Here is a 23,368-nt window from a genome sequence, read left to right as displayed (position 1 = left end):
GTCCCGAGCTCCGCGCTGCGCCTTGAGAGATCATGCCGCTGACCAGGCGCTGATGTGCGCCTACATGTCTCGTTCGGCCATCGTGAAGCCTCACCAGTGCCCTGGATGTCTCGCCGCAGCGCGCAAGACAGGGCTTGCGCGCCTGGGATGGCCACCTCTGCCAGCCCGAACCCGAAAATACGAGAGTGGAGGCAAGGAATACCCGCCCGCCTTCAGCAAAGACTATTACCACTTGGGATCCGATCTGCACAGGATTGTTATAAGACATCCCTTATCTCGCCAACCCCACTCTCTTACTCTTTTCCCTGCTATATCCCCCAAGCAAGGACCCTGATGAAACTTTTCTTCGCAGGCCTCGTGGCAACGGCCGCGGCCGTGTGCGTGGTGGCCGTACCCGCTCAGGCGACATCCGTCGCATCCGTGCAGGCTGCTCCGGTGAACCCGGTGAAAGCCCTGAAGGCCCAACTGGTCCCGGGCAAAGGCGTAAAGATCACCGAATCAAGCGGCATCACTCTCGATTTCACCGCCGACGACCAGGCTATGCAGGTACAGGTGAACACCAGCACGGTCGGCACCCTGGCTTTCGGCAAAGGCAACGTAGCGGCTGCCGACCTCCGTGTCCGCATGTCCTCACGCCAGAAAAAGCCCAGCCCTCCCTACCGGGTCATCGCTGAGGGCAGAAACGCCTACGTGACCAACGCCGGCATCGCCAAGGCGCTGCCTTCCGGTCTTTCCTGGATCCAGTCGAAGGCCAGTGGGCGCGACAACGCTCTCCTCAACGTGGGCGTCACTCCGGCAGAACTGCAGTTCATGCTGGACAACGCATCAGAAGTAGCGACCGGCCAATATCAAGGCACCGCCACACTCGCCGAATTCCGGCACGACAAGTCCGCCGGAGAAGGCAACGTCGAGTTCCACCTGTACTTCGATGAACACAACCAGCTCACCCGCACGGTCGTCGACACGACCACCTACCCGGATGACGACACCACGGCCTATGACCAGATGGCCTTCCACACCGATACCAAGTATTCGGGCTGGGGCGCCAAGGTGAAGATCGCCGCACCGGCGGCCGGCAAGGTCATCAGCGAGAAGAAACTCAACGCCAAGACCCGCAAGGCCGTCATAAAGGCCGGCTATCCGGAGACCGGCCCCTTCTAACCTGCACGTCGGCAGGCAACGCGTACATCTTTCCCACCTGAGCGGCGTCCCCTTCAGAGGGGCAGGGGACCCAATCAGGAGGCTGTCCGTGGCAGAGCTGGCCAAGAGCACATTCCTGCAGATGACGATTGAGTTCGGAGTGAGTGTCCTGGAGTCATGCGGCGGCGTGGCGGTGGTCGGCGCGTTTGTTGGGTTGCGGCGTGGCGGGCGTGCGGCGATGCCCCGCGCGGCGCCCGCGCCGTGACCGGCCCCCAGGCCGCAGCGCGGCGCGGGGACCCCGGCGCACGGGCTGATGTTCCCGACAGCCTTCGGCAACCCGTCCGACCCGGACACCTTCTCGCACCTGTTCTCCCGCCTGGCCAAGAAGACGGGCCTCGGCCACTGGCACCCGCACGAACTCCGCCACTCCGGCGCCTCGCCATGCTCGCCCAGGGCACCCCGCTCCACGTCGTCTCCGAAGTCCTCGGCCACGCCAGCATCGCGATCACCAAGAACGTCTACGGACGCCTGCTGGAGGGCGACCGCCGCGCCGCCACCTCCAGCGCGCTCCTGGGGGAACAGTCCCCGGTGGCTCCCAGGGTGGCTCCCAAAGGCGCCGAAGACACCGGTTGAAGATCAGAAAACGAAAGGCCCCTGATGGCTTAATACCTGTTCAGGGGCCTTTCAGTTGCAGAGCCGACGAGGGGAATCGAACCCCTGACCTTCTGTTTACAAGATTCTTCATGCTCGTCCACAACTGTCCGCCGCTGCTGCCGCTTCCTGGTCGGAGCCATCCACAGCTCTTCCCCTATCCACCGTCGTCCACGATCGTCCGAGACCGTTGTTAGCAACCGCGTTAGCAAGATCAGGACTTCAACCACGACCTTCGATGGAGGACCCATACCGCAGGGCCGCCAGGCCCGAGGAGCGGACGCCTCGCGGCGGCCCGCTTCGACAGCTCAAACGGAGCAAGGAGACACGCCGACGCGTGCCAGGTCGACGACTATCAGCCGATTCCGAGTCGTTCGCCAATACAGGAGGGGTCCGTCCTGCGGCCACACGCCGATCTTTATCTCTCCCCACGGCATCTCGGCCTTCGTCAAGGCATAGGACCCGAGGAGGGCGGCCTTCCGCGTGCAGCGATCGTAGACCTGCATCACATGTCCGAGGGTTGCGGCTCCCCAGGTGTTGGGGATGGAGTCGTCACCATCGACCGTTGGGACGCCGAGAAGAGCAAGCCGATCGCGGATCGGAGGCCTCATCAGGAGCGCATCTCCCGGCACGGTGATGCGATCGGAACCATCCACGCGCAACACGGTCGCCCGCGTGACCTTCCACAGCTCCTGCCAGTCCTCCCCGACACACCAGGCAGGCCCGCAGGCAAGACGATGTTCGAGATCTTCAGCCTCGGTTACTTCGGCCTCCTGGCCCGTGTCAAGATTGATCACGATCTGCTCGTACCTGTCATACGCCCAGGGCCACGAGCTCACGCGAAGCCGCCTGCCCGGAAGCACTTGCTCAGGCTCTCCGCCGCGGAGCGAGACCCGCCAGATGTCACCGTCGTATCCCCACCACACAGCGTTCTCGCCGACGATTTGGAAGCCGTCAATATAAGCGCCCTCAGCCTGAACGGATAGCGGCAGACGCGCCACCATACGCATGGTTCCACCTGCTCGCGGCATTGCCCACACCTCGTAGTGGCGTTGCCCACCGGCAGAGGTGCCCGGCACGTAACCCTTGACGATCAATGCCACCTGGGTAGCACCAAGTGCAGTTTTCTGAATCTCGAAGCATCCACCGCACTCTGCCCACTTTGGGGCTCGCGCTACGACCCGCTGTCTCTTGGTCCGCGTATTGAAGCTGATGAACTCCGGAGTACGCTCATCGGTCATCAGGAGCAACTCATCTTGACCGAGCGAACCAATGGGCCATAGCCACGTGCCGTCCTTTCTTTCAGCGGGCACGACGCTGACAGCCTCAGGCCAGACCTCACTGACCGGTGCGATATGCGGCAACATGGGAAGCTGTGCAGGCCGCCTGGGCGCCTCCTCCTCGTTTCGAGGCAGCCACACCAGGGCCAGGGTGACCACAAATAACAGCGCCACCCCCACACGCATCAATACAACCCGATCCCAAGAATGCCCCACCCGACGCAACCCCCGCTTCCAACGCCACGATGCCCGCAGAATAGCCAGCCCAAGATCTGACGGTAAACAGTCCGCTGCCTCTAATCACCTCATACGCCGTCGACCCACCGCGAACCGGCAGCGGGCCAGGGACGGAGTGTCAAGCTCGGCTTCGCGTGTCCGTTCACCGGCCGCCGTTCCTCGGTCATGCGTTGCCCTGCGGTCACGGCCGGACTTGATGCGGAGGAGTCGGCCTGCTTCACCCACGCGCTACTGACGGCTGAACCAAGCGGACAGTTCGTCGAACCGGTGGCGCTTCAGGTCTTGATCGTTCGCCGCGGCCCCTGTTAGCAAGATCGCGACATTGTCCTGACAAACAGAAAGCCCCTGAACAAGTAATACCTGTTCAGAGGCTTCCCAGCGCAGAGCCGACGAGGGGAATCGAACCCCTGACCTTCTGTTTACAAGACAGATGCTCTGCCGATTGAGCTACGTCGGCGCGGCCTACCAGTGTAGACGCTAGAGGCGCCTGTGACGAGCGACTTCGTACAGCGCCACTCCGGCCGCCACTCCCGCGTTGAGCGACTCGGCGGCCGCCTGCATCGGGATCCGGGTCACCACGTCGCAGTGCTCCCGGACCAGCCGCGAAAGGCCCTTGCCCTCGGAGCCCACGACCACCACCAGCGGCTCGGCGAGCAGGTCGACGTCGCCGATGTCGGTCTCGCCGGCGCCATCGAGGCCGATGACGAACAGGCCCGCTTCGCGGTACTCCCGCAGCGCCGCCGTCAAGTTGGCCGCGCGGGCCACGCGCATGGTGGCGAGGGTGCCCGCGGAGGTCTTCCAGGCCCCGCCCGTGACCCCGGCCGAGCGGCGGGAGGGGATGAGGAGGCCGTGGGCGCCGAAGGCGGTGGCCGAGCGGGCGATGGCGCCGAGGTTGCGCGGGTCGGTGACCGAGTCGAGGGCCACGATCAACGGGACCTCGCCGGCGTCCTGCGCGAGCTCCACGAGGTCGGACGGGTGCGCGTAGTCGTACGCCGGGATCTGGAGCGCGATGCCCTGGTGGACGACGCCCTCCGACAGGCGGTCGAGCTTGTCGCGGGAGACTTCGAGCAGGGCGATCCCGCGCTCGGCCGCGATCCTGATGGAGTCGCGTACGCGATCGTCGTTGTCGATGCGCTGAGCGACGTAGAGGGCGTTGGACGGGACGCCCGCCTGCAGGGCCTCGAGTACGGGGTTGCGACCGCCGATGTACTCGGGCGCGTCCTCGGAGCGCCGCTGCCGCGCCGGAGCGGGACGTCGGGTGCCGCCGCGATCCTCGCGGGCGATGCGCTCTGTACGGGCCTTGTCCTTGTACCAATGCCGCATTTCGGCAGGCGGGGTCGCGCCCTTGCCCTCGAGCGACCGGCGGCCCTGCCCTCCGGCGCCTTTGGACGGGCCCTTCTTCTTCGCGGGCCTGCCCGAAGCCCTACCGCCTGCTGCCATGCAATAAGGGTACTCGGGCCGCCGGGCGCCTTATCCCACGCCGGGAATGGCGCGTTCCTCCGGGGCCGGGATGCGGAAGATTCCGTACAGAGCACCCAGCGCCGCCGGGTCGCCGGACGCCTCGGCGCGACGCTCCTTGACCGCCTCCGCGAACGTCGTTCGCCCGGCCGCCATGTCCACCAGCACCTCGTCGTCGGTCTCGATGACGGCGTCCGGACGCTGCGCCGGACCGTGCTGGGTGTCGATCGTCCCGTCCTGGACCAGGGCATGGAAGACCTCGTCCCCCACCCGGAACTCGTACATCGCCCGCACCCCCCGCGCCGCCTCCGCGTCGAAGCAGGCCCGCAGCCCCAGAACCGCCCATCCGCCGTGGAACGCCTCGCCCTCCCGGCGTTCGCCCATGGCCCATTTCATGCCCCAGCGCGCCAGGGCGAGCACGGCGGGGGCGAGTTCGGCGCCGGCCTCCGTGAGCGTGTACGCGGGCGTGCGGGCGGGCGCCGGGAGTGTGACCTTCCGCACCAGTCCTTCACGTTCGAGATGCTTCAGGCGCGCGGCCAGCAGGCCCGTGCCGAGCCCGCGGAGGCTGTTCTGGAAGTCGGAGAAGCGCTTGGGGCCGGTCAGCAGGTCACGCACGATGAGCAGCGTCCAGCGCTCCCCTACGAGGTCGAGCGTCCGCGCTGTGGCGCAGAACTGGTTGTACGTCCGATCCACTTCATCAGCTTAATCTCGGGCTTCCCCTTTTCGAACCCTCGACTACGTCGACGAGTAGTTGGGTGAGTGGTTCCGGATGTTCGAGCATCACGTCGTGCGGGCCGTCGATCGCGAGCGTCCGGTAGCCGACCGACTTGGCGAACTGCTCGAACGGAAAGGTCTGGGGGCGGCAGAAGATGCCTGTCCCGGGGATTCGGTCGACCGCCCTGCCGAGGCGCGTCGTGTCCGTGAACGTACGTAGCGGGTGCGGGCGCAGTCTCTCCCGGAGCCAGGCAGCGTCGGCGGGGTCGGTGACGCCGAAGAGCTCCGGCGCGGGGGCGGGGATCAGCCCGCCGTCAGCGGAGGCGCGGATGGCCTGTACGAAGGTGTCGGGGGCGAGGGTGAACATGCCGGCGCCGTTCGGGCCTGCCCAGCCGTCCACGAGCACGACATGGTGTACGCGTTCCGGCCGGAGGTCGGCCGCCTGGCGTACCACCAGGCCCGCATAGCTGTGTCCGACGAGCACCGTACGGTCGTCCTCGGGTGCGGTGTCCAGGGCGGTGAGCACCTGTTCGACGTGGTCGTGCAGGCCGGTGTCAGGGGTGTGGGGCAGGTCCGGGGTGATCGTGTGGGCGCCGGATCGTTCCAGGAGAGGTACGACGCGGTCCCAGGCCCATGGCCCGTGCCAGGCGCCTGGTACCAGGACGAACGTGGTCATCTCTCCCCCATCCTGGGCATCACCTGCGCGGCGAACTCCTCCATGGCCGCCCGGTGATCGTCCACGGCCAGCCTGATCACCACATGCCGGGCACCTGCCTCGATGTAACCGTTCAGCCAGTTCGCGGCCTCTTCTGGGGTGCCGGCGAACATGGCCTGGATGCTCTCGACGAACTCGAGCGGCGCGTTGTAGTAGCGCTCGATGCTGGTGCGGAGGCGGTGACGGGCGCGTTCGGGGTCCTCGTCCAGGCAGATGGTGGCGTACAGGGCCGGGGTGAAGGGGTGGGCCGCCGGGGCTCTGGGGGATCCGTGCTCGCGTATGCCGTCCGTGGGCGGTGCTTCGGGGGTGTCGGCTGTGGACGAGACCCCAGAGGCTGCCCACGAGGCTTCGGGGGTGCCGGCTGTTGATGAGGCGTGGGGCGTGCCGACCGACGTCAGCGTGTTCAGGTCTTCCGCGTAGGCCTTCTGCGTCGGTGGGTACGGCAGCCAGCCGTCGGCCAGGCGGGCCGCCCGCCGCAGTGCCCGTTCACCGCTGCCCGGCAGCCATATCGGCGGCCCACCGGCCTGTACGGGTTTGGGGTCGAGCGTCACATCGTGGAACGTGAAATGCCCGCCCTGATGAGAGATCGTTTCGCCGGTCCAAAGGCGTCGCATGATGTCGATCGACTCCTCCATGCGGCTGATCCGGCGCTTGAAGCCGACTCCGAGCGCCTCGAACTGGGCCTCGGTGTTCGGGTGGGCGAATCCTCCGCCCATGCCGACGATCAGCCGTCCGTCCGCGATGCCGTCAAGTGTCGCCAGTTGGTGGGCGAGGAGGAGCGGGTGGCGGAGGGCGGGGAGCAGTACGGCGGTGCCGAGTGTGATGCGGTTCGTGGTGGCGGCGACTGCGGAGAGCATCATCAGCGCGTCGGCTCTGGGGCGCGTCACCGGGCTGTCGCCCGCCCACACCGAGTCGAACCCTAATTCCTCGGCCAGCCTCGCCTGCTCGATGAGCGCGGACAGGTTGTGGTTGCCGAGCACTGTCCAGTCGCGCGTCGGGAGTAAGTAGCCGATTTTCGGTCTCATGGGATCGTCTCCGGGTCGTGGGTGGGGGCCGTGGGTGGGGGCCGTGAGTGGGGGCCGTGAGTCGTCAGATGGTGGTCATTGGGATCTGGTCGGTGGTCGAGGTGCTTGAAATCGCAGGGGATTACGGGGGGCAGGCGCCCGGACGAGGGCGGCGGAGGTCGCACTGACCCTGCTGCCATGGGGGATGGCCGCAGAGCCGGTTGTTGGGGACCGGATGCCGGAGATGTCGGCGGTTTGGCCGCACTGCCCCGAATCCGCGCACGCGACCGGCGGGACGTGCTGGCTTGTGCGTCTGAGGGCGTGCGTGCGGATGCCACCTCGCCTTCCGCCATGTCATGGTCGCAATATTAACCATGAGCTTCCTAATTTTGAAGCGGCAAATTCAATTTCAGGAAGCATCGAAGGAGGAGGGTTCTGACGAGCCGCTCCGCGCGGTGTAGGCACGCGCGGCGAGAAGGCCATCGCACCGGCGCGGTGTACCAGCGACGGCGTTTCTGGACGCCGGCGCGGGAGCCTCTCCTGAACGCCGACGCGGGAGCCTCTCCTGAACGCCGGCGCGGGAGCCTCTCCTGGACACCGGCGCGGTAAAGGCGGGTCGCACGTAGAAGCTCTCTCGGAGGTGCTGAGCTTCTGAGGGGAGCCGCGGCCTTGATACCGACCAGACTGCGGGGGCGTTCTCTAGCCTGGCCTGGGGTGCGGATGGCATCGCCGGTCGGCGGACAGGTAGGCCTTGCAGCTCAGCTCACCTCGCGAGCGGCCCAGAGTGGCCTCCTTCAGCCGCACCCTGCTCCGCAGTGGGGGAACTGCCGGCGCCCGCCCCGGTCCCCGCCTTCATCCGCCTTGTCGAGCCCGTCGACCTGAGAGATTTGCCCCTTTGATGCAGCGCCTTCCCTGGTCAACGGCCTCCCGCGACAGCGGCAGCCCGCGCATACCGCACGGAACCACCGCCTAACGCGACAGTGGCGGCCCTGTGCACACCGCACAAAGCCGCCACTGCCACCAGAACGTCTGCCTAGCGGGTGAGCTCCCAGCGGGCCCCGTGCGGGGTGTCCTCCACCGTGATCCCCGCCGCCGCCAGCTGGTTCCTGATCGCGTCCGCCGCTGCGTAGTCCTTGCGCTCCCTGGCCGCCTTGCGCTGTTCGAGCGCGACCGCCACCAGCGCGTCCACCACCGGCGAGAGGTCCGAGCCCGCACCCCGCCACTGCGGCGAGCGGGGGTCGAGGCCGAGGACGTCCAGCATGTTCTGGGTCTCGGCGAGCAGCCGGGCCACGGCCTCCTTGTCGCCGCGCGACAGCGCCACGTTGCCCTCGCGCACCACCTCGTGCACGACCGCCAGCGCCTGCGGCGTGCCGAGGTCGTCGTCGAGGGCGTCCACGAACGCCTGCGGCAGCGGCGCGTCCGCGTCGACGTCGTGGATGACCTCGGCGGCGCGCGTGACGAAGCCCTCGATGCGCTGGTACGCGGCAGCCGCCTCCAGCAGGGCCTCTTCGGAGTAGTCGATCGAGGAGCGGTAGTGCGGCGCCGCCAGGTAGTAGCGCAGCTCCACCGGCCGGACCTTCTGCACCATCTCGGGGATCAGCAGCGAGTTTCCGAGCGACTTGCTCATCTTCTCCGCGCCGATCTTGAGCATGCCGTTGTGCATCCAGTAGCGCGCGAAGCCGTCGCCCGCCGCCTGGGACTGGGCGATCTCGTTCTCGTGGTGCGGGAAGATCAGGTCGATCCCGCCGCCGTGGATGTCGAAGGCCGGGCCGAGGTACTTCGTCGCCATGGCCGAGCACTCCAGGTGCCAGCCGGGGCGGCCGGGGCCCCAAGGGGTCGGCCAGGTCGGCTCGCCCGGCTTCTCCCCCTTCCACAGGGCGAAGTCGCGGGAGTCGCGCTTGCAGGACTCGTCGTCGGTGTCGGCCGCGGCCCGCATGTTGTCCAGCTTCTGGTTGGACAGCGCGCCGTAGCGATCGGCGTAGGACCGGACGTCGAAGTAGACGTCGCCGCCGGAGGCGTACGCGTGGCCGCGGGCGATCAGCCGCTCCATCAGCGTGATCATCTCGGGCACGTGGCCCGTGGCGCGCGGCTCGACGGTCGGCGGGAGGCAGCCGAGCGTGTCGTACGCCCAGGTGAAGGCCCGCTGGTTGCGCTCGGCCACGACGAACCAGGGCACGCCCTCCTCGGCCGCCACCCTGATGATCTTGTCGTCGATGTCGGTGACGTTGCGGCAGAAATCCACGTCATAGCCGGATCGTGTCAGCCAGCGCCGGAGCACGTCGAAGTTCACGCCCGAGCGGATATGCCCGATGTGCGGAGGAGCCTGCACGGTCGCCCCACACAGGTAAATCGACGCCCGGCCGGCTTCGACCGGAACGAATTCACGGATGGCGCGCGTGCTGGTGTCGTAGATGTGCAGGCTCACGAAGGCAAGGCTAACGCCTCAGAGGGCTAGTCACGCCGATAAATCCCGCCGTCACGCCGATGAATCAGCCTCGCAACGTCACTCTGTCCGGCGAGATCCGTACGATTACTCGCTCGACGCCCGGTTTGTCCTCCCATGGGAGCCCTCGGTACTTGTGCGAGAGCTCCTGAATGAGCGCCCCTTCCGGGTCGGAGGTGATGGTCACGCGCCCGCGTACCTCCACATACCTGTACGGATTCTCCGGATCGATGACCAGCAGGCTCGCCCGCGGATCACGTTCGAAATTCCGCGGCTTCCTGCGCCCCCGCACAGTCGAGAACAGCACGTCGTCACCGTCCGTGCGTACCCACACGACCGTCGACTGCGGCCCGCCGTCAGGATTGAGGCTGGTCACCGTCGCATAATTCGGGGCATCCAAGAGTTTGCGCGCATCTTCCGACAGCTCGGCCATGTATCTCCCTTGATCGGTCCTGGTCCTCATTCTTCTGTAGGCTCGAACCGCCATGGACGTGACTCCCCCCTCTATGCTGCGCCGCCTGGGCATTGCCCTGGCCGGGCTCGCGGTCGCCGCCCTCGCCGGGGCCGCGTGCGCTCTCTCCTTCGACGACCTGCGCGCGCTGGCCATCACCGGCGAGGCGGGCCAGGATCTCGCCTTCCTCTATCCGGCGGCCTTCGACGCGCTCCTGGTGATCGCGCTGATCGACGTGCTGCTGCTGCGCTCCGCCCGGCTGCTGGTACGCGCGCAGGCCGCGTTCGTGCTGGTCGTGCTCATCGTGGCGGCAGCCGCGGCCAACGTGGCGACGGCGGTGCGGTTCGCGTTCGACGTGCGGGCGACGGCCGTGGGCGTGGCCCTGGCGCCCTGGGTCATGCTGGCCGTGGCCCTGTGGCTCTGGCTGCTGCTGATCAAGCACGTACAGGCACATCGAGCGGAGAGCGAGGAGACCGCGGCCGAGCAGGACATCGTCCCCTTCCATCCGGAGCCCGAGCGGCCGCCCGTCGAGATCTACTCGGAACGGCTCTCCGAGACGCCGCAGCCGGCGCCTGTCCAGGAAATCCCCAAGCCGGTCCGGGAAGTCCCCGAGCCGGTCCAGGAGGTCGAAGAGGCCCCTGCCCCGGTGGCGGCACAGGTGGCGGAGTGGCCCGTGCAGCACGAAGAAGCACCGGAGCCCCCCACGCGTCCCGTCCGCTGGGGCGACCGGGTCAAGCCGACGGACGTCCTGGTCCACCCGCGTGTCGACGAGAAGGACGTGGACACGCAGCCGCACCCCGTGATCGAGGACGACGTACCGGATCCCGGGCACGGTCCCGAGCTGGCCGACGATCTCGAGCGCCCGCGGGAGGACGAGTTAGAGGACACCGCCCCCCACCCGGTGATCCACGACGACGACGCCCCGGCCCCCGCCGAACGCCTCCGCAGCACCCCACGTCCCCCTGAAGACTGAGCCGTGAGACGTGAGAGGGCCCGTCCGGCACGATCCCGGGCGGGCCCAGCTATTTCCGTCTAGACGCTGGAGCCGCGCCGGAGCCCGGCGACCAGGCCCACGCCGACGATGGCCAGCACCACCTGCATCACCAGCTCGATCCAGTCGATGCCGTCGGTCGTCGCGACGCCGAGCACCTGAGCGATCAGCGTGCCTACCAGGGCGGCCACGATGCCGACGACGATGGTGAGGATCCAGCCGATGGCCTGCCTGCCGGGGAGCAGGAGGCGACCGATAGCGCCAATCACGGCGCCGATCACGATGGCGCCAAGGATGGACTGGATAGTCATGGTACGAAACCTCCCCGCGAGAGTGAGCGGTTCACTCCCACGGAGATGCTCGCTACCCGATCTACCGCTTTTATGCGCGGTCTTTACGAATGAGCAGGTCAGGTGGGCGTTCCGCGCGTACGCCCGGTGCGTCCCGCGGTGAAGCGCGTCACGAGGAGCACACCGATGACCGCCAGCACGAGCTGGAGTATGTGCTCGATCCAGTCGATCCCCCGCGTGTCGGCCACGCCGGCGGCCTGCGCGATCAGCGTTCCGATCAGGGCTGCCACGATGCCGACGATGAGGGTCAGGCCGATGGACATGTTCTGCCTGCCAGGAACGATCAGCCTGGCCAGGGCGCCGACGATGGCGCCGATGACGATCGCGGAAACTATCGCGCCGATCATGTGCTGCTCCCCCCGAAACGTTCACATGTCGTGGGGACACATACCCTCAGAGCAGGCAAAACAACCAAAAAGGGGAGACGGCGGTCCGTACCGCGCCAGTAACGAACCGCCGCCTCCTGATACAGCGGGCTTCGCGACGACCCGCCGGGACACCCTCACGCATCCACACGTAAGACGCCCGGCGTTCAGGAAAGGTTGACGACCAGGGCTGTCGCGACGGCCGCGACGCCCTCTCCCCGCCCGGTCAGCCCGAGCCCATCGGTGGTGGTGGCCGACACGCTCACAGGCGCGCCCACGGCGGCGCTGAGCGCCTTTTCGGCCTCGGTACGGCGCGGCGCCAGCTTGGGCCGGTTGCCGATCACCTGAATGGCCACGTTGCCGATCTCGTAGCCGGCGGCACGCACCTGCCGCGCGGTCTCCTCCAGCAGCGCGACGCCCGAGGCACCCGCCCATCGCGGGTCCGCGGTCCCGAACAGCTGCCCGAGATCACCCATGCCAGCCGCGGACAGCAGCGCGTCACACGCGGCATGCGCGGCCGCGTCGCCGTCCGAATGGCCCTCGAGCCCGGTCTCGCCCGGCCAGTGCAGGCCGGCGAGGTTGAGCTCACGTCCCGAGGCGCCTGAAGCGAACGGGTGGACGTCGACTCCGACGCCCACCCGTGGAAGATTGGTGTTCAGGAGTTGAGAACCTCGTCGAGCAGGGCCTCAGCCTTGTCCTCGTTGGTCTTCTCCGCCAGGGCAAGCTCACTGACCAGAATCTGACGCGCCTTGGCGAGCATGCGCTTCTCGCCCGCGGACAGGCCGCGCTCGCGGTCTCTCCGCCACAGGTCCCGAACGACTTCGGCGACCTTGTTCACATCGCCGGAGGCGAGCTTCTCCAGATTGGCCTTGTAGCGACGAGACCAGTTGGTCGGCTCTTCCGTGTGCGGCATCCGCAGGACATCGAAAACCCGCTCAAGGCCTTCCTGGCCGACAACATCGCGCACACCGACGAGTTCTGCGTTTTCGGCTGGCACCTGGACGGTAAGGTCGCCCTTGTCGACCTTGAGCACCAGGTAGGTCTTTTCCTCACCCTTGATGGATCGCTTCGTGATTGCTTCGATCCGAGCAGCCCCATGGTGGGGGTAGACGACTGTGTCGCCGACCTGGAAAGTCATGTGACAAGTACCCCTTCCGCTGTACTCCAGGGTACCACGCATCCACAGCCTCCCGGAACAGTGAAATCCTCATAACTGCAGGTCAAGGCCGCATATTAGGGCTTGACAAGTGCTCAACTCTATGTCTGGCATTTCCGGACATAGCTAATGACCTGCGGGGGCGTGGATATGACCATGGATTCGGATGGATATGGTGGGCGCTGCACATCACGCATGCGCGCCACCTGCGCTTAGCGCATGCGTGAGCCCTCCGCAAGACCAAGGAGAACCCGCCCGTGACCAGCCGTCGCTGGATTGTCGTCGCCGCGTTCTTGGCAGCCCCCATGCTGGCGGGCTGCGGGGCTGGATTCGACGCCACCACCAACAAGCCGTACGCGCCCAACGAGGCACTGGCATTGATCGAGAACGGTGCTTACGGCACGCGCGGCATTCAGATCCCGCAGGCGTTCATTCTCGGGCCCGACGCCGGTGCGCAGCTCGCCTGGCGCGGCTCCGCCCCGATCTACCTGAACATTCTCAACACCGGCGGCACCCCCGACGCCCTCGAGGCGGTCTCCGCGGGGAGCATGGGGACGGTCAAGGTCGCGGCCCCGATCCAGCTCCCGAGCCACCAGCTCGTGAACACCGGCAAGCCCACCCCTCAGCTCATGCTCGAGGCGATCCCCAAGAGCCTCAGGGGCGGCGAGAGCATCAAGCTGGACCTCCAGTTCGCCAACGCCGGGATCGTGTCCTTGAACGTCCCTGTGGTGACGCGCAGCCGTGAGTTCAAGGACTACCCGCCGGCACCGAACGCCCCCGCGGCCCCCACGCCCACCCCGACGCCGTCCGCGTCGGCCTCCGAAGAAGCCCACTGACCCTTCCCCGGAAACGCCGAAACCCTTGTTCCGGTACGCGACTCGTACCGGAACAAGGGTTTTCTACTCTTCGGTGGCGTCGAACTTGTAGCCCAGGCCGCGCACGGTGAGGATGCAGCGCGGGTTGGACGGGTCCGACTCGATCTTGGCGCGCAGGCGCTTGACATGGACGTCGAGGGTCTTGGTGTCACCGACGTAATCGGCGCCCCACACGCGGTCGATGAGCTGGCCACGGGTCAGTACACGCCCCGCGTTGCGCAGCAGCACCTCCAGCAGCTCGAACTCCTTCAGCGGCAGCTGCACCTGCTCACCGCGCACGGCGACGACGTGGCGATCGACGTCCATGCGCACGGGACCGACGGCCAGCACCGCGGTCTCCAACTCCTCCGTCACGTCGCCCTGGCGGCGCAGGACCGCGCGGATGCGGGCCACCAGCTCGCGCGACGAGAACGGCTTGGTGACGTAGTCGTCGGCGCCCAGTTCGAGGCCCACGACCTTGTCGATCTCGCTGTCCTTGGCCGTCAGCATGATCACCGGCACCTTGGAGCGCTGCCTGAGGGAGCGGCACACCTCCGTACCGGGCAGACCCGGAAGCATCAGGTCGAGCAGCACCAGATCTGCTCCGTTGCGGTCGAACGTGTCGAGAGCCTCGGGCCCGGTCGCCGCGACCGACACCTCGAAACCCTCTTTACGGAGCATGTAGGACAGGGCGTCGGAGAAGGACTCCTCATCTTCGACGACAAGTACGCGAGTCATTGGGCTGTCTCCAGGGGAATCGAGGGTGGTACTGCCACCGCCGTGCCGCCGAAGGCGGGCAGGCGGAGCGTGAAGGTGGAGCCGGACCCTTCCTTGCTCCAAACGGACACTTCGCCGGCGTGTGCGGCGGCGACGTGTTTGACGATGGCCAGGCCGAGCCCGGTGCCACCGGTCGCCCGCGACCTGGCCGCGTCGACGCGGAAGAACCGCTCGAAGATGCGTTCGAGCGCCTCCTCCGGGATGCCGATGCCCTGGTCGCTGACGCTGATCTCCACCGAGTCACCGGCGGGCCGCACGCTGACCACGACCCGGGTGTGCTCCGGACTGTACGCGACGGCGTTGTCGATCAGATTGCGCAACGCTGTCACGAGCAGTTCGTCGTCACCCCAGATGCGCAGGCCCTCGGTGCCGCCGGAGACCAGGGTGATGTCCTTGGCGACGGCCTTGGTGTTGCAGTGGTCGATGGCGTCGTGGATGGACTCGTCGATCGAGACCTGTCCGGGGGTGGGGATGGGCTCGGCGCCCTGGATCCTGCTGAGTGTGATCAGGTCTTGGATGAGGTAGTTGAGCCGGGCGGCCTCGTGCTGCATGCGCCCGGCGAAGCGGCTGACCGCCTCGGGGTCGTCGGCGGCGTCCTGAATGGTCTCCGCCAGCAGGCTCATGGCGCCCACCGGGGTCTTCAGCTCGTGGCTGACGTTCGCGACGAAGTCACGGCGTACGGCCTCGACCCTGCGGCGCTCGGTCTGGTCCTCCGCGAGCACCAGGACCTGGCCGTGCGAGCCGAGCGGAGCCACGCGTACCGCGAAGTTCGTGGTCTCCTGGCCGAACTTGTGCCCCGCCACGTCGATCTCGCTCTCGCGGATCTCGCCGTCACGGCGTACCTGCCGGGCCAGCGCCAGCAACTCGGCGGCCATCAGCCGATCACCCTTGACCAGCCCGAACGCCCGCGCGGCCGAGCTGGCGCGCAGCACCTTGTCATGCGCGTCGAGCACCACGGCGGAGGAAGGAAGCACGGCCAGCACGGACGCGACGCCCTGCGGCAGCGCGCTCCCGGCCTGTGTGCCATCCTCCATGGCAACGCGTTTCGGAGCCTCGATCTGGTTTCGGTAGAACAGGACCGCCAGGGCGCCCACGACGAACCCGGCCAGGGCCGCGAAGCTCATGGCCATCTCACTCATGTCTTCGATGGTAGGTGGCCTTCTCCCAGGCGCAGACCCTCTCATCAGGGATGGAAGGCCCCTTTCCTGGAAAGTTCATCTGACGGTAGGGGTTCGTTCATCGAGGGGCACGTACGGTGACCACATGCGCGACGCGTACCACGAAGAACTTGATTCGCTGACCGACAAGCTGGTTGAGATGACCAGGCTTGTCCGCTCGGCCATTTCCCGTGCCACCACGGCGCTCCTCGACGCCGACCTTCAGCTCGCCGAGAGTGTCATTTCCCGGGACGAGGAAGTGAACGCGACGTTCGCCGAGGTCGAGGCCTCGATCTTCGACCTGATGGCCCGGCAGCAGCCGGTGGCCGTGGACCTGCGAATGGTCATCACGGCGCTGCGCATGGGCACCGACCTGGAGCGCATGGGCGACCTCGCCGTCCACGTCGCCAAGGTCGCCCGCCTGCGCCACCCCGAGTCGGCGATCCCGGCCGAGGTGCGCTCGACCATCGTGGAGATGGGCCAGATCGCGGAGAACCTCGTCACCAAGACCGGCAGCTGCATCGCCTCACGGGACGTGGACTCGGCGCTGGAGCTGGAGCAGGACGACGACGCGATGGACCGGCTGCACCGGCGGCTGTTCCGCCACATCCTGTCCAAGGACTGGGAGCACGGGGTGGAGCCGGCGATCGACATCACGTTGATCGGGCGCTACTACGAGCGGTACGCGGACCACGCGGTGCGGGTGGCGGCGGATGTCGTCTACCTGGTCACGGGGGCGCGGCCCAGCTAACAGCAAGGCCTTCCACTCAGGGGCGCTGCGCGCTCGGGGTTCCAGACAGTGCTTCCCAGGGGGCTTTAGCCCCCTTCGACCCCTAAAGGCGCGGTCTTCGCAGGCGAGGCGCGCTTCGCGCGAAAGGGCTGTGTTGTGTGGGGGCACGCCCCCACACCCCCGGCGAGGGGACTCCCGTCCCCTCGCGCTCCCCTTGCCTGGGCCCTCTCGGTATCGATGTTGGCTTGGAGCATTCCGCCTGGTCTCAGTTCACAGAGTCGACAGGGCCGAGTCCGTCCTTGCGTGACCCTTCACCGCAACAGGTAGCGTGCTGGCAGGAAGGGGTTGGCAGGCATGAGCGAACATCGCGAGACGACCGGTCGGTGCTATGCGTGCAAGCGCACCTTCAGCTTCGACCCGAAAGAAGTCGTGACTTTCCTGATCGATCCCGAGACCCACATGCCGCCAGGGATCACGGTCCTCGGCTCTCTTCGGCCGGCCAAACCGGAAGCCGTGGCCAGGTCTGTCGACGAGCCCATCTGCCCTGATTGTGTGACCAAGGCGAAGCAGTACAGCGAGGAGAGCGGGTCGGGTCGCCCCTGGGGAAGCTGGCCGTCGAGCAGCAATTGAGCTCTCGTGCCCCGAGACCAAGGTCAAAAGCGGCGAGGCGAGTCCCGAGCGCAGCCTCGGGCGAGGGATGCAGCGATCTTGCGGCACAGCAAAGCCCCGCCCCCGCCTTGAGCCCACAAAGCGGAAGACGCAGTGGGGGCTTCGACAAGGCAGGCAATGCCTGTCAATAGCGAGATCTGAGCCGTCCGGTCAAGTTCCCCTGCGTTGTCCGGACACCTGGTGGAGCCATTTCCTGAGGACCGCCGGATTCTGCGCCACGTTCCAGCGCTCCAGGAATGAGCGGCCCGGTACCTCGATGTCCGCTATGACCAGGCCTGGCTCCTCCGCTCGCGCTGCGGCGGCTACCCGGCCGTCCGGGGCGATGATCCGGGTCGCCCCTCCTCCCGCACGCCCACCCGCCGTGCCGGCGACATCGGCCGCGATCACCCAGCAGTCGTTCTCCACCGCCCGGGCGACGAGCGTGGACCGAGTCCTGACCGCCCACCCGCGCGTGACGTCCACGGGCAGGTCGTTGTTGAGCGGGCACGCCAGGACGCGCGCCCCGGCCAGGGCCAGGAGGCGGGACGGCTCGACGAAGTTGGCGTCGTTGCAGATCACGACGCCGAAGGCGTAGTCGTCCTGGCGATACAGGGGCAGGTCCTCGCCCGGGCTGAAGGCGGGTTCGCGGGGGAAGAGCTTGCGGGTGACCTCTCCGGCCAGCCGCCCGGCGCGGACGACCGCCGCTGAGCTGTGCAATCGCCCGTCGGCTGAACGCTCGGTGAAGCCTGCGACGACGGTCATCGTGGGCGGGCAATCCCGCAGGGCCGAGATCAGGTTCGCGTATGGGGGTGACATCGCGACGGCCTCGGCGGCCGGTTTGTCCGGCGGCATACTGCCGAAATAGCACTCTGGCAGGACGAGCAGCTCCACCCCGGCTCGTTCGCACTGTTCGATCACCCGTGGGAGGTCACCGGCCGCCGATCCCGCGAGCTCCGCCTGGAGCGCTGCCACTCTCATTCAGCGGCGCCGACGAAGCGCTCGCGAAGTTGCACGCGTGGTCCTGCCGGTCGGGACGCCAGAGCACCCTTCTCAGCCGAGGTTTCGATCGGCACACGCCATCCCGACGTCAGCACTCATACTTCATTTGAGGCGCACAGTACCGGGCTTCACGGCATGCGCTCAAAGCTCACCAGACGATGGGCGGCATTCTTAGCTGGAGGCGTTGATCTCCGGCCGTCAGGTCACGCGTGGCTGGCTCTGAGATTCCGACCCTCGCCTGTGACACAGCCTGCCATGACTGGTTGCACGATGGCCGAGGCCCGGGGAGCGCGAGGGGACGGGAGTCCCCTCGCCGGGGGTGTGGGGGCGTGCCCCCACACAACACAGCCCTTTCGCGCGAAGCGCGCCTCGCCTGCGAAGACCGCGCCTTTAGGGGTCGAAGGGGGCTAAAGCCCCCTGGGAAGCACTGTCTGGAACCCCGAGCGCGAAGCGCCCCTGAGTGGAAGACGTCGCCTTTTAGCGGCCCTGGTTGGCGACGGCCTCGATGGCGGCCTTGGCGGCGTCCGGGTCCAGGTATTCGCCGCCCGGCCGCTGAGGCTGGAAGTCGGAGTCGAGCTCGTACAGCAGCGGAATCCCCGTAGGGATGTTGAGGCCCGCGATCTCCTCGTCGCCGACCCCGTCCAGGTGCTTGACCAGGGCTCGCAGGGAGTTGCCGTGGGCGGCCACCAGGACCGTGCGGCCGGCCGACAGGTCGGGGACGATCGAGTCGTACCAGTACGGGAGCATGCGGTCGACCACGTCCTTCAGGCACTCCGTACGGGGCATCAGCTCCGGGGGAAGCAGGGCGTAGCGGGGGTCGCCGGCCTGGGAGAACTCGTCGTCGTCCGCGATCGGGGGCGGCGGCACGTCGTACGAGCGGCGCCACAGCATGAACTGCTCGTCGCCGAACTCCTCGCGCGTCTGGGCCTTGTTCTTGCCCTGGAGGGCGCCGTAGTGGCGCTCGTTGAGGCGCCAGCTCCGCTTCACCGGCAGCCAGAGCAGGTCGGCCTCCGCCAGCGCCAGCTGGGCCGTCTGGATGGCCCGGGTCAGCAGGCTGGTGTGGACGATGTCCGGGCGCAGTCCGGCGTCCTGGAGGAGCTTGCCGCCGCGGCGGGCCTCGTCCTCACCCTTGGCCGAGAGGCTCACGTCCACCCAGCCGGTGAACAGGCCCTTCGCGTTCCAATCACTCTCGCCGTGCCTAAGCAGCACCAAAGTCGCCATATCGCCAATCCTATGGTCAGGGATTACCGGTCCGGGTCGGCGAATCGGGCGAACGCCTGCAGGTTGGCCAGCGACTCCCCGCGCTTGGCCCGCCATTCCCACTCGCGCCTGATCGACGAGGCGAACCCCAGCTCCAGCGCCCGGTCGAACCAGTCGTCCGAGTACGTCAGCACGCACCCCAGCAGCCGGTCCACCTCCGCCTCCGTGACGGCGGCCAGTGGCACCCGGCCCACCAGGTAGACGTCCCCCACGGGGTCGAGCGAGAAGTGCACGCCGTACATCGCGCCGTTCTTGCCGAGCAGCCAGCGGTAGAACTCGGTGTGGTTCTCGTCGGGCTGGCGGCAGAAGAACGCCTCGACGTGCAGCGCCTGCTCCCCCACGATCAACCACGTCATGGTGGCGAGCTTGTGCTGCCCGGGCAGTTTGACCAGGAACGCGCCCGGCCGCGGCTCGTCGTAGGTGACGTCCGCGGCCTTGAGCGCGGCTTCGACGACATCGCGCATGCCGACAAGGATAGAAGGCCGCCAGAACAAAGGTCGGGCTGGGAAAGGGCTAGAAGTTCAGGGCGATGGGTGTTTTGTGGAGGTTTGCGATGGCGGCCGCGTACACCTCCACCAGGCGGGACGCGGTCGCCTGCCAGCCGAACGCCGCCGCGTGCGCGCGGGCTCCCGCCGACATCGAGTCGCGCCAGCGCGGCGAGACGACGAAGCGGCGCAGCGCCTGCGCCCACTGCGCCGGGTCGTGGCCGTCCACGAGCAGGCCGGACACCCCGTCCCGCACGGCGGTGCGCAGCCCGCCCACGGCGGCGGCCGCCACGGGGGTGCCGCAGGCCTGGGACTCTAGGGCGACGAGGCCGAACGACTCGCTGTACGAGGGCACGACCGTCACCGAGGCCGCCCGGTACCAGTCGGCCAGTTCCTCCTGGGGAGCCGGAGGAACGAGGCGGACGACGTCCGAGATGCCGAGTTCGGCGGCCAGTTCGGTGAGCAGGGACGGCCTGGCCAGGCCGTTGCCCGAGGGCCCGCCGACGCAGACCACGACCAGGCGCTCGCGCAGCGACGGGTCGTCGATGAGCATCCTGGAGGCGGCGCGGAGCAGCACGTCCGGGGCCTTGAGCGGCTGGATGCGGCCCACGAAGAGCAGGACGTGCGCGTCCTGCGGCAGGCCGAGCCGCCGGCGGGCGGCGCCCTGCGAGGCGGGCTGGAAGACGGTGAGGTTGACGCCCGGGTTCACGACGGCGACGCGCTCCTCGACGGCGCCGTACAGGTCGATCAGCTCCCGTGCCTCGTCCACGGTGTTGGCCACGAGGCGGTCGGCGACCTGCACGACCTGCTCCTCGCCGACCACACGGGCCTTGGGCTCCGGGTTGTCGCCCTGGGCGAGCAGGAGGTTCTTGACCTTGGCCATGGTGTGCATGGTGTGCACGAGCGGCACGCCCCAGCGCTCCTTGGCCAGCCAGCCGACCTGGCCGGAGAGCCAGTAGTGGGAGTGGATGACGTCGTAGCGGCCCGGGTCGTACATGGCCTCGGTCCGCAGCACCCCGGACAGGAACGCGCAGAGCTGGCTCGGCAGCTCGCTGCGTTCCATCTCCTCGTACGGTCCCGCGGTGAGGTGGCGGACGAGGACGCCTGGGGCGAGTTCGGCCACGGGCGGGAGGTCGCGGGCGGTGGCCCGGGTGAAGATCTCCACTTCCACGCCGAGGTGAGCCAGCCGCTTGGCGGACTCCACGATGTACACGTTCATGCCTCCGGCGTCGCCCGTTCCGGGCTGGTCCAGGGGCGATGTGTGCATGCTGATGGTCGCGACCCGGCTGACCCGTCGTCGCCTCACTCGACACCACCTCCAGAAGGCTTATAACCGTCCAGATTTTTGCGACATTCCCGACACATGGTCATAACTGGGTATTTAGGGCGGTCGTCAACATGCCCGGGAGGGCTGGCAGGATGAGGAGCATGCGGAGAACGGCTGTGGTGACCGGGGCGAGCAGTGGGATCGGCGAGGCGACCGCGCGGCGGCTCGCCGCCGAGGGTTTCGAGGTGGTGGCGGGCGCGCGGCGGCGCGAGCGGCTCGACAAGCTCGCCGCGGAGGTGCCCTCGATCAGGCCGGTGACGTTGGATGTGACCTCCCAGGAGTCGGTCGACGCGCTGGCGGACTCGCTCGAACGGTGCGACGTGCTGATCAACAACGCCGGTGGCGCCCTCGGCCTTGAATCGGTCGCGGAGGGGCACCTGGATGACTGGCAGCAGATGTACGACGTGAACGTGCTCGGCTCCCTGCGCATGACCCAGGCGTTCGTGCCCAAGCTCGTCGAGTCCGGCGACGGCGTGCTGGTGATGGTGACCTCGACGGCGGGCCTGGTGTCGTACGAGGGCGGCGGCGGCTACGTCGCGGCCAAGCACGCGCAGACCTCGATGGTCGAGACGCTCCGCCTGGAGCTGGTCGGGCAGCCGGTGCGGATCGTGGAGATCGCGCCGGGCATGGTGCAGAGCGAGGGGTTCGCGGTCACCCGGTTCCGCGGGGACGAGGCGGCCGCGGCGCGCGTCTACGAGGGCGTGCCCGGCCCGCTGACCTCCGACGACGTGGCCGACGCGATCGCCTGGTGCGTGACCCGCCCCGCCCACGTGAACATCGACCGCATGATCATCCGCCCGCGGGCCCAGGCCGCCCAGCACAAGGTGCACCGCGTCAGTGGCTAGACCGGCCGGGGCCGCCAAGGCGGGGGGCAGACCGGTCGGCGCCATCACCAGGGGCACGACCGGGCACAACCGGCTGCGGCGCTCCGACCGGTGGATCGCCGCCGCGCACGGCCGGCTGCTGCGGGCCGCCGAACGCCCCCTCGTGGTGGATCTCGGGTACGGGGCGTCGCACACCACGACGCTGGAGCTGTTCACCCGCCTGCGCCGGGTGGCCCCCGGCGTCGAGGTGGTCGGGATCGAGATCGACCCGGCGAGGGTGGCGGTGGCCAAGCCGTACGAGCGGGAGGGCCTGAGCTTCCGGCTGGGCGGCTTCGAGCTGCCCGTCGGACGCCCGCCGACGCTGGTGCGGGCCTTCAACGTCCTCAGGCAGTACGGCGAGTCCGAGGCGTGGCACTACTGGGACGTGCTCAGAGGCCGGCTCGCCCCCGGCGGCGTCCTGGTCGAGGGGACCTCGTCCGAGAACGGGCGGCGCGCGATCTGGGTGGGGCTCTCTCCGGAAGGGCCCCAGACGATCACGTTCTCGGCCCGTTTCGATGCTTTCGAGCGGCCTTCTGACCTGGCCGACCGGCTGCCGAAGACCCTCATTCACCGGAATGTGCCGGGCGAGCGGATTCATGCGTTCCTGAGCGACTTCGACCACGCGTGGGCGGTGAGCGCGCCGTACGGGGCCCATGGGCTGCGGCAGCGGTGGCTGGCCTCCGTGCGCGCGCTGTCGGGCTCCTGGCCCATCGCCGGGCGGCCGCCGCTCGGCGGCCCGGCCCGGTGGCGGCTCGGCGAGCTGACCCTCCCGTTCTCGGCGGTGGATCCCCGCGATCAGAGGCGCGCCTCGAACACGGCGTAGGCCGCGCTGTCGAACAGCACGAAGCGAACGTCCTCCACGGACGTGTCCGCCTGCCGGACCGTGTCCAGGGCGATCCGCGCGGCGTCGTCCATGGGCCAGCCGTAGATCCCGGTCGAGATCGCGGGGAAGGCCACCGACCTGGCCTCCAGCGTGTCGGCGACCCGCAGCGACTCCCGGTAGCAGGAGGCCAGCAGCTCCGAACGGTCCACCGACATGGAGTACACCGGCCCGACCGTGTGGATCACCCACTTCGCGGGCAAGCGCCCGGCCGTCGTCGCGACCGCCTTTCCGGTGGCCAGCCCCTTGCCGTAGTGGCCGGCCCGCAGCTTCCGGCACTCCTCGAGGATCTCCGGACCGCCGCGGCGGTGAATGGCGCCGTCCACGCCTCCGCCGCCCATGAGGGAGGAGTTGGCGGCGTTCACGACGGCGTCCGTCGGCTGCTCGGTGATGTCGCCTTTCACCAACGTGATGCGCATCTCACCGAGACTGG

27 protein-coding genes, 1 tRNA gene and 1 pseudogene are annotated in these 23,368 nt (G+C 68.1%); 10 read left to right on the top strand and 19 right to left on the bottom strand.

All coding sequences use genetic code 11. The features are described from left to right. Positions 1 to 333 precede the first annotated feature (333 nt). The 4 genes and pseudogenes from ABZX61_RS45955 (at position 334) to ABZX61_RS45940 (ending at position 1,773) form a co-directional block, all read left to right on the top strand. The gene (locus tag ABZX61_RS45955; protein WP_355204371.1) at positions 334 to 1,161 is read left to right on the top strand and encodes a hypothetical protein; all 828 of its coding nucleotides are present in this window, start codon (positions 334 to 336) and stop codon (positions 1,159 to 1,161) included. 88 nt (positions 1,162 to 1,249) lie between these two features. After that, positions 1,250 to 1,405: a hypothetical protein gene (locus ABZX61_RS45950; RefSeq protein WP_350733288.1), complete on the top strand. Its 156-nt coding sequence runs from the start codon at positions 1,250 to 1,252 to the stop codon at positions 1,403 to 1,405. Positions 1,406 to 1,450: 45 nt separating this feature from the next. Next, positions 1,451 to 1,564, top strand: a pseudogene (locus tag ABZX61_RS45945) (hypothetical protein); the annotation flags it as partial. Between the two features lie 17 nt (positions 1,565 to 1,581). After that, positions 1,582 to 1,773 (top strand): hypothetical protein, encoded by a 192-nt coding sequence (locus ABZX61_RS45940; protein ID WP_350733286.1) that lies wholly within the window; start codon positions 1,582 to 1,584, stop codon positions 1,771 to 1,773. A gap of 326 nt (positions 1,774 to 2,099) precedes the next feature. On the opposite strand, the gene ABZX61_RS45935 is transcribed toward ABZX61_RS45940, so the two are convergent. The 8 genes from ABZX61_RS45935 to ABZX61_RS45900 all read right to left on the bottom strand — a co-directional run bounded on the left by ABZX61_RS45935 (position 2,100) and on the right by ABZX61_RS45900 (position 10,075). Then, positions 2,100 to 3,257, bottom strand: a complete 1,158-nt coding sequence (locus ABZX61_RS45935; RefSeq protein WP_355204367.1) for a hypothetical protein — start codon at positions 3,255 to 3,257, stop codon at positions 2,100 to 2,102. 435 nt (positions 3,258 to 3,692) lie between these two features. Beyond that, positions 3,693 to 3,765 (bottom strand) — tRNA-Thr (locus ABZX61_RS45930). Between the two features lie 20 nt (positions 3,766 to 3,785). Beyond that, positions 3,786 to 4,748, bottom strand: coding sequence for a 23S rRNA (guanosine(2251)-2'-O)-methyltransferase RlmB (rlmB, locus tag ABZX61_RS45925; protein WP_355204364.1), 963 nt, complete (start codon positions 4,746 to 4,748; stop codon positions 3,786 to 3,788). Positions 4,749 to 4,778: 30 nt separating this feature from the next. Continuing rightward, positions 4,779 to 5,459 (bottom strand): winged helix-turn-helix transcriptional regulator, encoded by a 681-nt coding sequence (locus ABZX61_RS45920; protein WP_350733276.1) that lies wholly within the window; start codon positions 5,457 to 5,459, stop codon positions 4,779 to 4,781. Positions 5,460 to 5,463: 4 nt separating this feature from the next. Continuing rightward, positions 5,464 to 6,156: an alpha/beta hydrolase family protein gene (locus ABZX61_RS45915; RefSeq protein ID WP_355204362.1), complete on the bottom strand. Its 693-nt coding sequence runs from the start codon at positions 6,154 to 6,156 to the stop codon at positions 5,464 to 5,466. Continuing rightward, complete coding sequence (locus ABZX61_RS45910; RefSeq protein ID WP_355204360.1) at positions 6,153 to 7,220, bottom strand: LLM class flavin-dependent oxidoreductase; 1,068 nt, start codon at positions 7,218 to 7,220, stop codon at positions 6,153 to 6,155. Before ABZX61_RS45910 ends, ABZX61_RS45915 begins: the two co-directional genes overlap by 4 nt. A 1,012-nt stretch (positions 7,221 to 8,232) precedes the next feature. Further along, positions 8,233 to 9,624: a cysteine--tRNA ligase gene (gene cysS, locus ABZX61_RS45905; RefSeq protein ID WP_355204357.1), complete on the bottom strand. Its 1,392-nt coding sequence runs from the start codon at positions 9,622 to 9,624 to the stop codon at positions 8,233 to 8,235. 64 nt (positions 9,625 to 9,688) lie between these two features. Beyond that, the gene (locus ABZX61_RS45900) at positions 9,689 to 10,075 is read right to left on the bottom strand and encodes a PPOX class F420-dependent oxidoreductase (protein WP_355204354.1); all 387 of its coding nucleotides are present in this window, start codon (positions 10,073 to 10,075) and stop codon (positions 9,689 to 9,691) included. Between the two features lie 58 nt (positions 10,076 to 10,133). Here ABZX61_RS45900 and ABZX61_RS45895 point away from each other — a divergent pair, with 58 nt between their 5' ends. Beyond that, entirely contained in the window at positions 10,134 to 11,066 is a 933-nt protein-coding gene (locus ABZX61_RS45895) for a DUF2637 domain-containing protein (RefSeq protein ID WP_355204352.1), read from the top strand. Positions 11,067 to 11,125: 59 nt separating this feature from the next. Here ABZX61_RS45895 and ABZX61_RS45890 read toward each other — a convergent pair whose 3' ends face one another. The 4 genes from ABZX61_RS45890 to ABZX61_RS45875 form a co-directional block, all read right to left on the bottom strand. Then, positions 11,126 to 11,395, bottom strand: coding sequence for a GlsB/YeaQ/YmgE family stress response membrane protein (locus ABZX61_RS45890; protein WP_355204349.1), 270 nt, complete (start codon positions 11,393 to 11,395; stop codon positions 11,126 to 11,128). 98 nt (positions 11,396 to 11,493) lie between these two features. After that, the gene (locus ABZX61_RS45885; RefSeq protein WP_350733263.1) at positions 11,494 to 11,781 is read right to left on the bottom strand and encodes a GlsB/YeaQ/YmgE family stress response membrane protein; all 288 of its coding nucleotides are present in this window, start codon (positions 11,779 to 11,781) and stop codon (positions 11,494 to 11,496) included. A 185-nt stretch (positions 11,782 to 11,966) separates the two neighbouring features. Next, complete coding sequence (gene ispF, locus ABZX61_RS45880) at positions 11,967 to 12,437, bottom strand: 2-C-methyl-D-erythritol 2,4-cyclodiphosphate synthase (RefSeq protein WP_355204346.1); 471 nt, start codon at positions 12,435 to 12,437, stop codon at positions 11,967 to 11,969. A gap of 17 nt (positions 12,438 to 12,454) precedes the next feature. After that, entirely contained in the window at positions 12,455 to 12,937 is a 483-nt protein-coding gene (locus ABZX61_RS45875) for a CarD family transcriptional regulator (protein WP_043624891.1), read from the bottom strand. A gap of 275 nt (positions 12,938 to 13,212) precedes the next feature. Here ABZX61_RS45875 and ABZX61_RS45870 point away from each other — a divergent pair, with 275 nt between their 5' ends. After that, a complete protein-coding gene (locus tag ABZX61_RS45870) occupies positions 13,213 to 13,791 on the top strand; it encodes a copper chaperone PCu(A)C (protein WP_350733260.1) in 579 nt (192 codons plus the stop codon). Positions 13,792 to 13,854: 63 nt separating this feature from the next. Here ABZX61_RS45870 and ABZX61_RS45865 read toward each other — a convergent pair whose 3' ends face one another. After that, complete coding sequence (locus ABZX61_RS45865; RefSeq protein WP_185070431.1) at positions 13,855 to 14,547, bottom strand: response regulator transcription factor; 693 nt, start codon at positions 14,545 to 14,547, stop codon at positions 13,855 to 13,857. After that, a complete protein-coding gene (locus tag ABZX61_RS45860; RefSeq protein WP_350733258.1) occupies positions 14,544 to 15,725 on the bottom strand; it encodes an ATP-binding protein in 1,182 nt (393 codons plus the stop codon). The genes ABZX61_RS45865 and ABZX61_RS45860 overlap by 4 nt, the downstream gene beginning before the upstream one ends. 124 nt (positions 15,726 to 15,849) lie before the next feature. On the opposite strand from ABZX61_RS45860, the gene phoU reads away from it, so the two are divergent. Then, positions 15,850 to 16,494 (top strand): phosphate signaling complex protein PhoU, encoded by a 645-nt coding sequence (gene phoU, locus ABZX61_RS45855; RefSeq protein ID WP_355204340.1) that lies wholly within the window; start codon positions 15,850 to 15,852, stop codon positions 16,492 to 16,494. A 333-nt stretch (positions 16,495 to 16,827) separates the two neighbouring features. Further along, positions 16,828 to 17,103 carry a hypothetical protein gene (locus ABZX61_RS45850; RefSeq protein ID WP_355204337.1) on the top strand — a complete coding sequence of 92 codons (276 nt, stop codon included), beginning with the start codon at positions 16,828 to 16,830 and terminating at the stop codon, positions 17,101 to 17,103. A 189-nt stretch (positions 17,104 to 17,292) separates the two neighbouring features. On the opposite strand, the gene ABZX61_RS45845 is transcribed toward ABZX61_RS45850, so the two are convergent. The 4 genes from ABZX61_RS45845 to mshA all read right to left on the bottom strand — a co-directional run bounded on the left by ABZX61_RS45845 (position 17,293) and on the right by mshA (position 21,132). After that, on the bottom strand, positions 17,293 to 18,099 hold the full coding sequence (locus tag ABZX61_RS45845) for a carbon-nitrogen hydrolase family protein (RefSeq protein WP_355204335.1): 807 nt from the start codon (positions 18,097 to 18,099) through the stop codon (positions 17,293 to 17,295). Between the two features lie 498 nt (positions 18,100 to 18,597). After that, complete coding sequence (locus ABZX61_RS45840; RefSeq protein WP_355204332.1) at positions 18,598 to 19,341, bottom strand: phosphoglyceromutase; 744 nt, start codon at positions 19,339 to 19,341, stop codon at positions 18,598 to 18,600. 23 nt (positions 19,342 to 19,364) lie between these two features. Beyond that, a complete protein-coding gene (locus ABZX61_RS45835; RefSeq protein WP_355204330.1) occupies positions 19,365 to 19,844 on the bottom strand; it encodes a YbjN domain-containing protein in 480 nt (159 codons plus the stop codon). Between the two features lie 49 nt (positions 19,845 to 19,893). Next, on the bottom strand, positions 19,894 to 21,132 hold the full coding sequence (gene mshA, locus ABZX61_RS45830) for a D-inositol-3-phosphate glycosyltransferase (RefSeq protein WP_350733436.1): 1,239 nt from the start codon (positions 21,130 to 21,132) through the stop codon (positions 19,894 to 19,896). A gap of 161 nt (positions 21,133 to 21,293) precedes the next feature. On the opposite strand from mshA, the gene ABZX61_RS45825 reads away from it, so the two are divergent. Both ABZX61_RS45825 and ABZX61_RS45820 read left to right on the top strand, forming a co-directional pair. Continuing rightward, complete coding sequence (locus tag ABZX61_RS45825; RefSeq protein ID WP_350733249.1) at positions 21,294 to 22,037, top strand: SDR family NAD(P)-dependent oxidoreductase; 744 nt, start codon at positions 21,294 to 21,296, stop codon at positions 22,035 to 22,037. Further along, complete coding sequence (locus ABZX61_RS45820; protein ID WP_355204326.1) at positions 22,030 to 22,878, top strand: class I SAM-dependent methyltransferase; 849 nt, start codon at positions 22,030 to 22,032, stop codon at positions 22,876 to 22,878. The genes ABZX61_RS45825 and ABZX61_RS45820 overlap by 8 nt, the downstream gene beginning before the upstream one ends. Here ABZX61_RS45820 and ABZX61_RS45815 read toward each other — a convergent pair. Further along, positions 22,851 to 23,354: an O-acetyl-ADP-ribose deacetylase gene (locus tag ABZX61_RS45815; RefSeq protein WP_350733246.1), complete on the bottom strand. Its 504-nt coding sequence runs from the start codon at positions 23,352 to 23,354 to the stop codon at positions 22,851 to 22,853. The two genes, ABZX61_RS45820 and ABZX61_RS45815, sit on opposite strands and share 28 nt — an antisense overlap. Positions 23,355 to 23,368 lie beyond the last annotated feature (14 nt).

This window comes from Nonomuraea sp. NPDC003709 (assembly GCF_040610775.1).
GTDB lineage: Bacteria > Actinomycetota > Actinomycetes > Streptosporangiales > Streptosporangiaceae > Nonomuraea > Nonomuraea angiospora_A.
The sequence above is the reverse complement of the archived record's forward strand: the minus strand, read 5'-3'. Positions and strand labels throughout refer to the sequence as shown.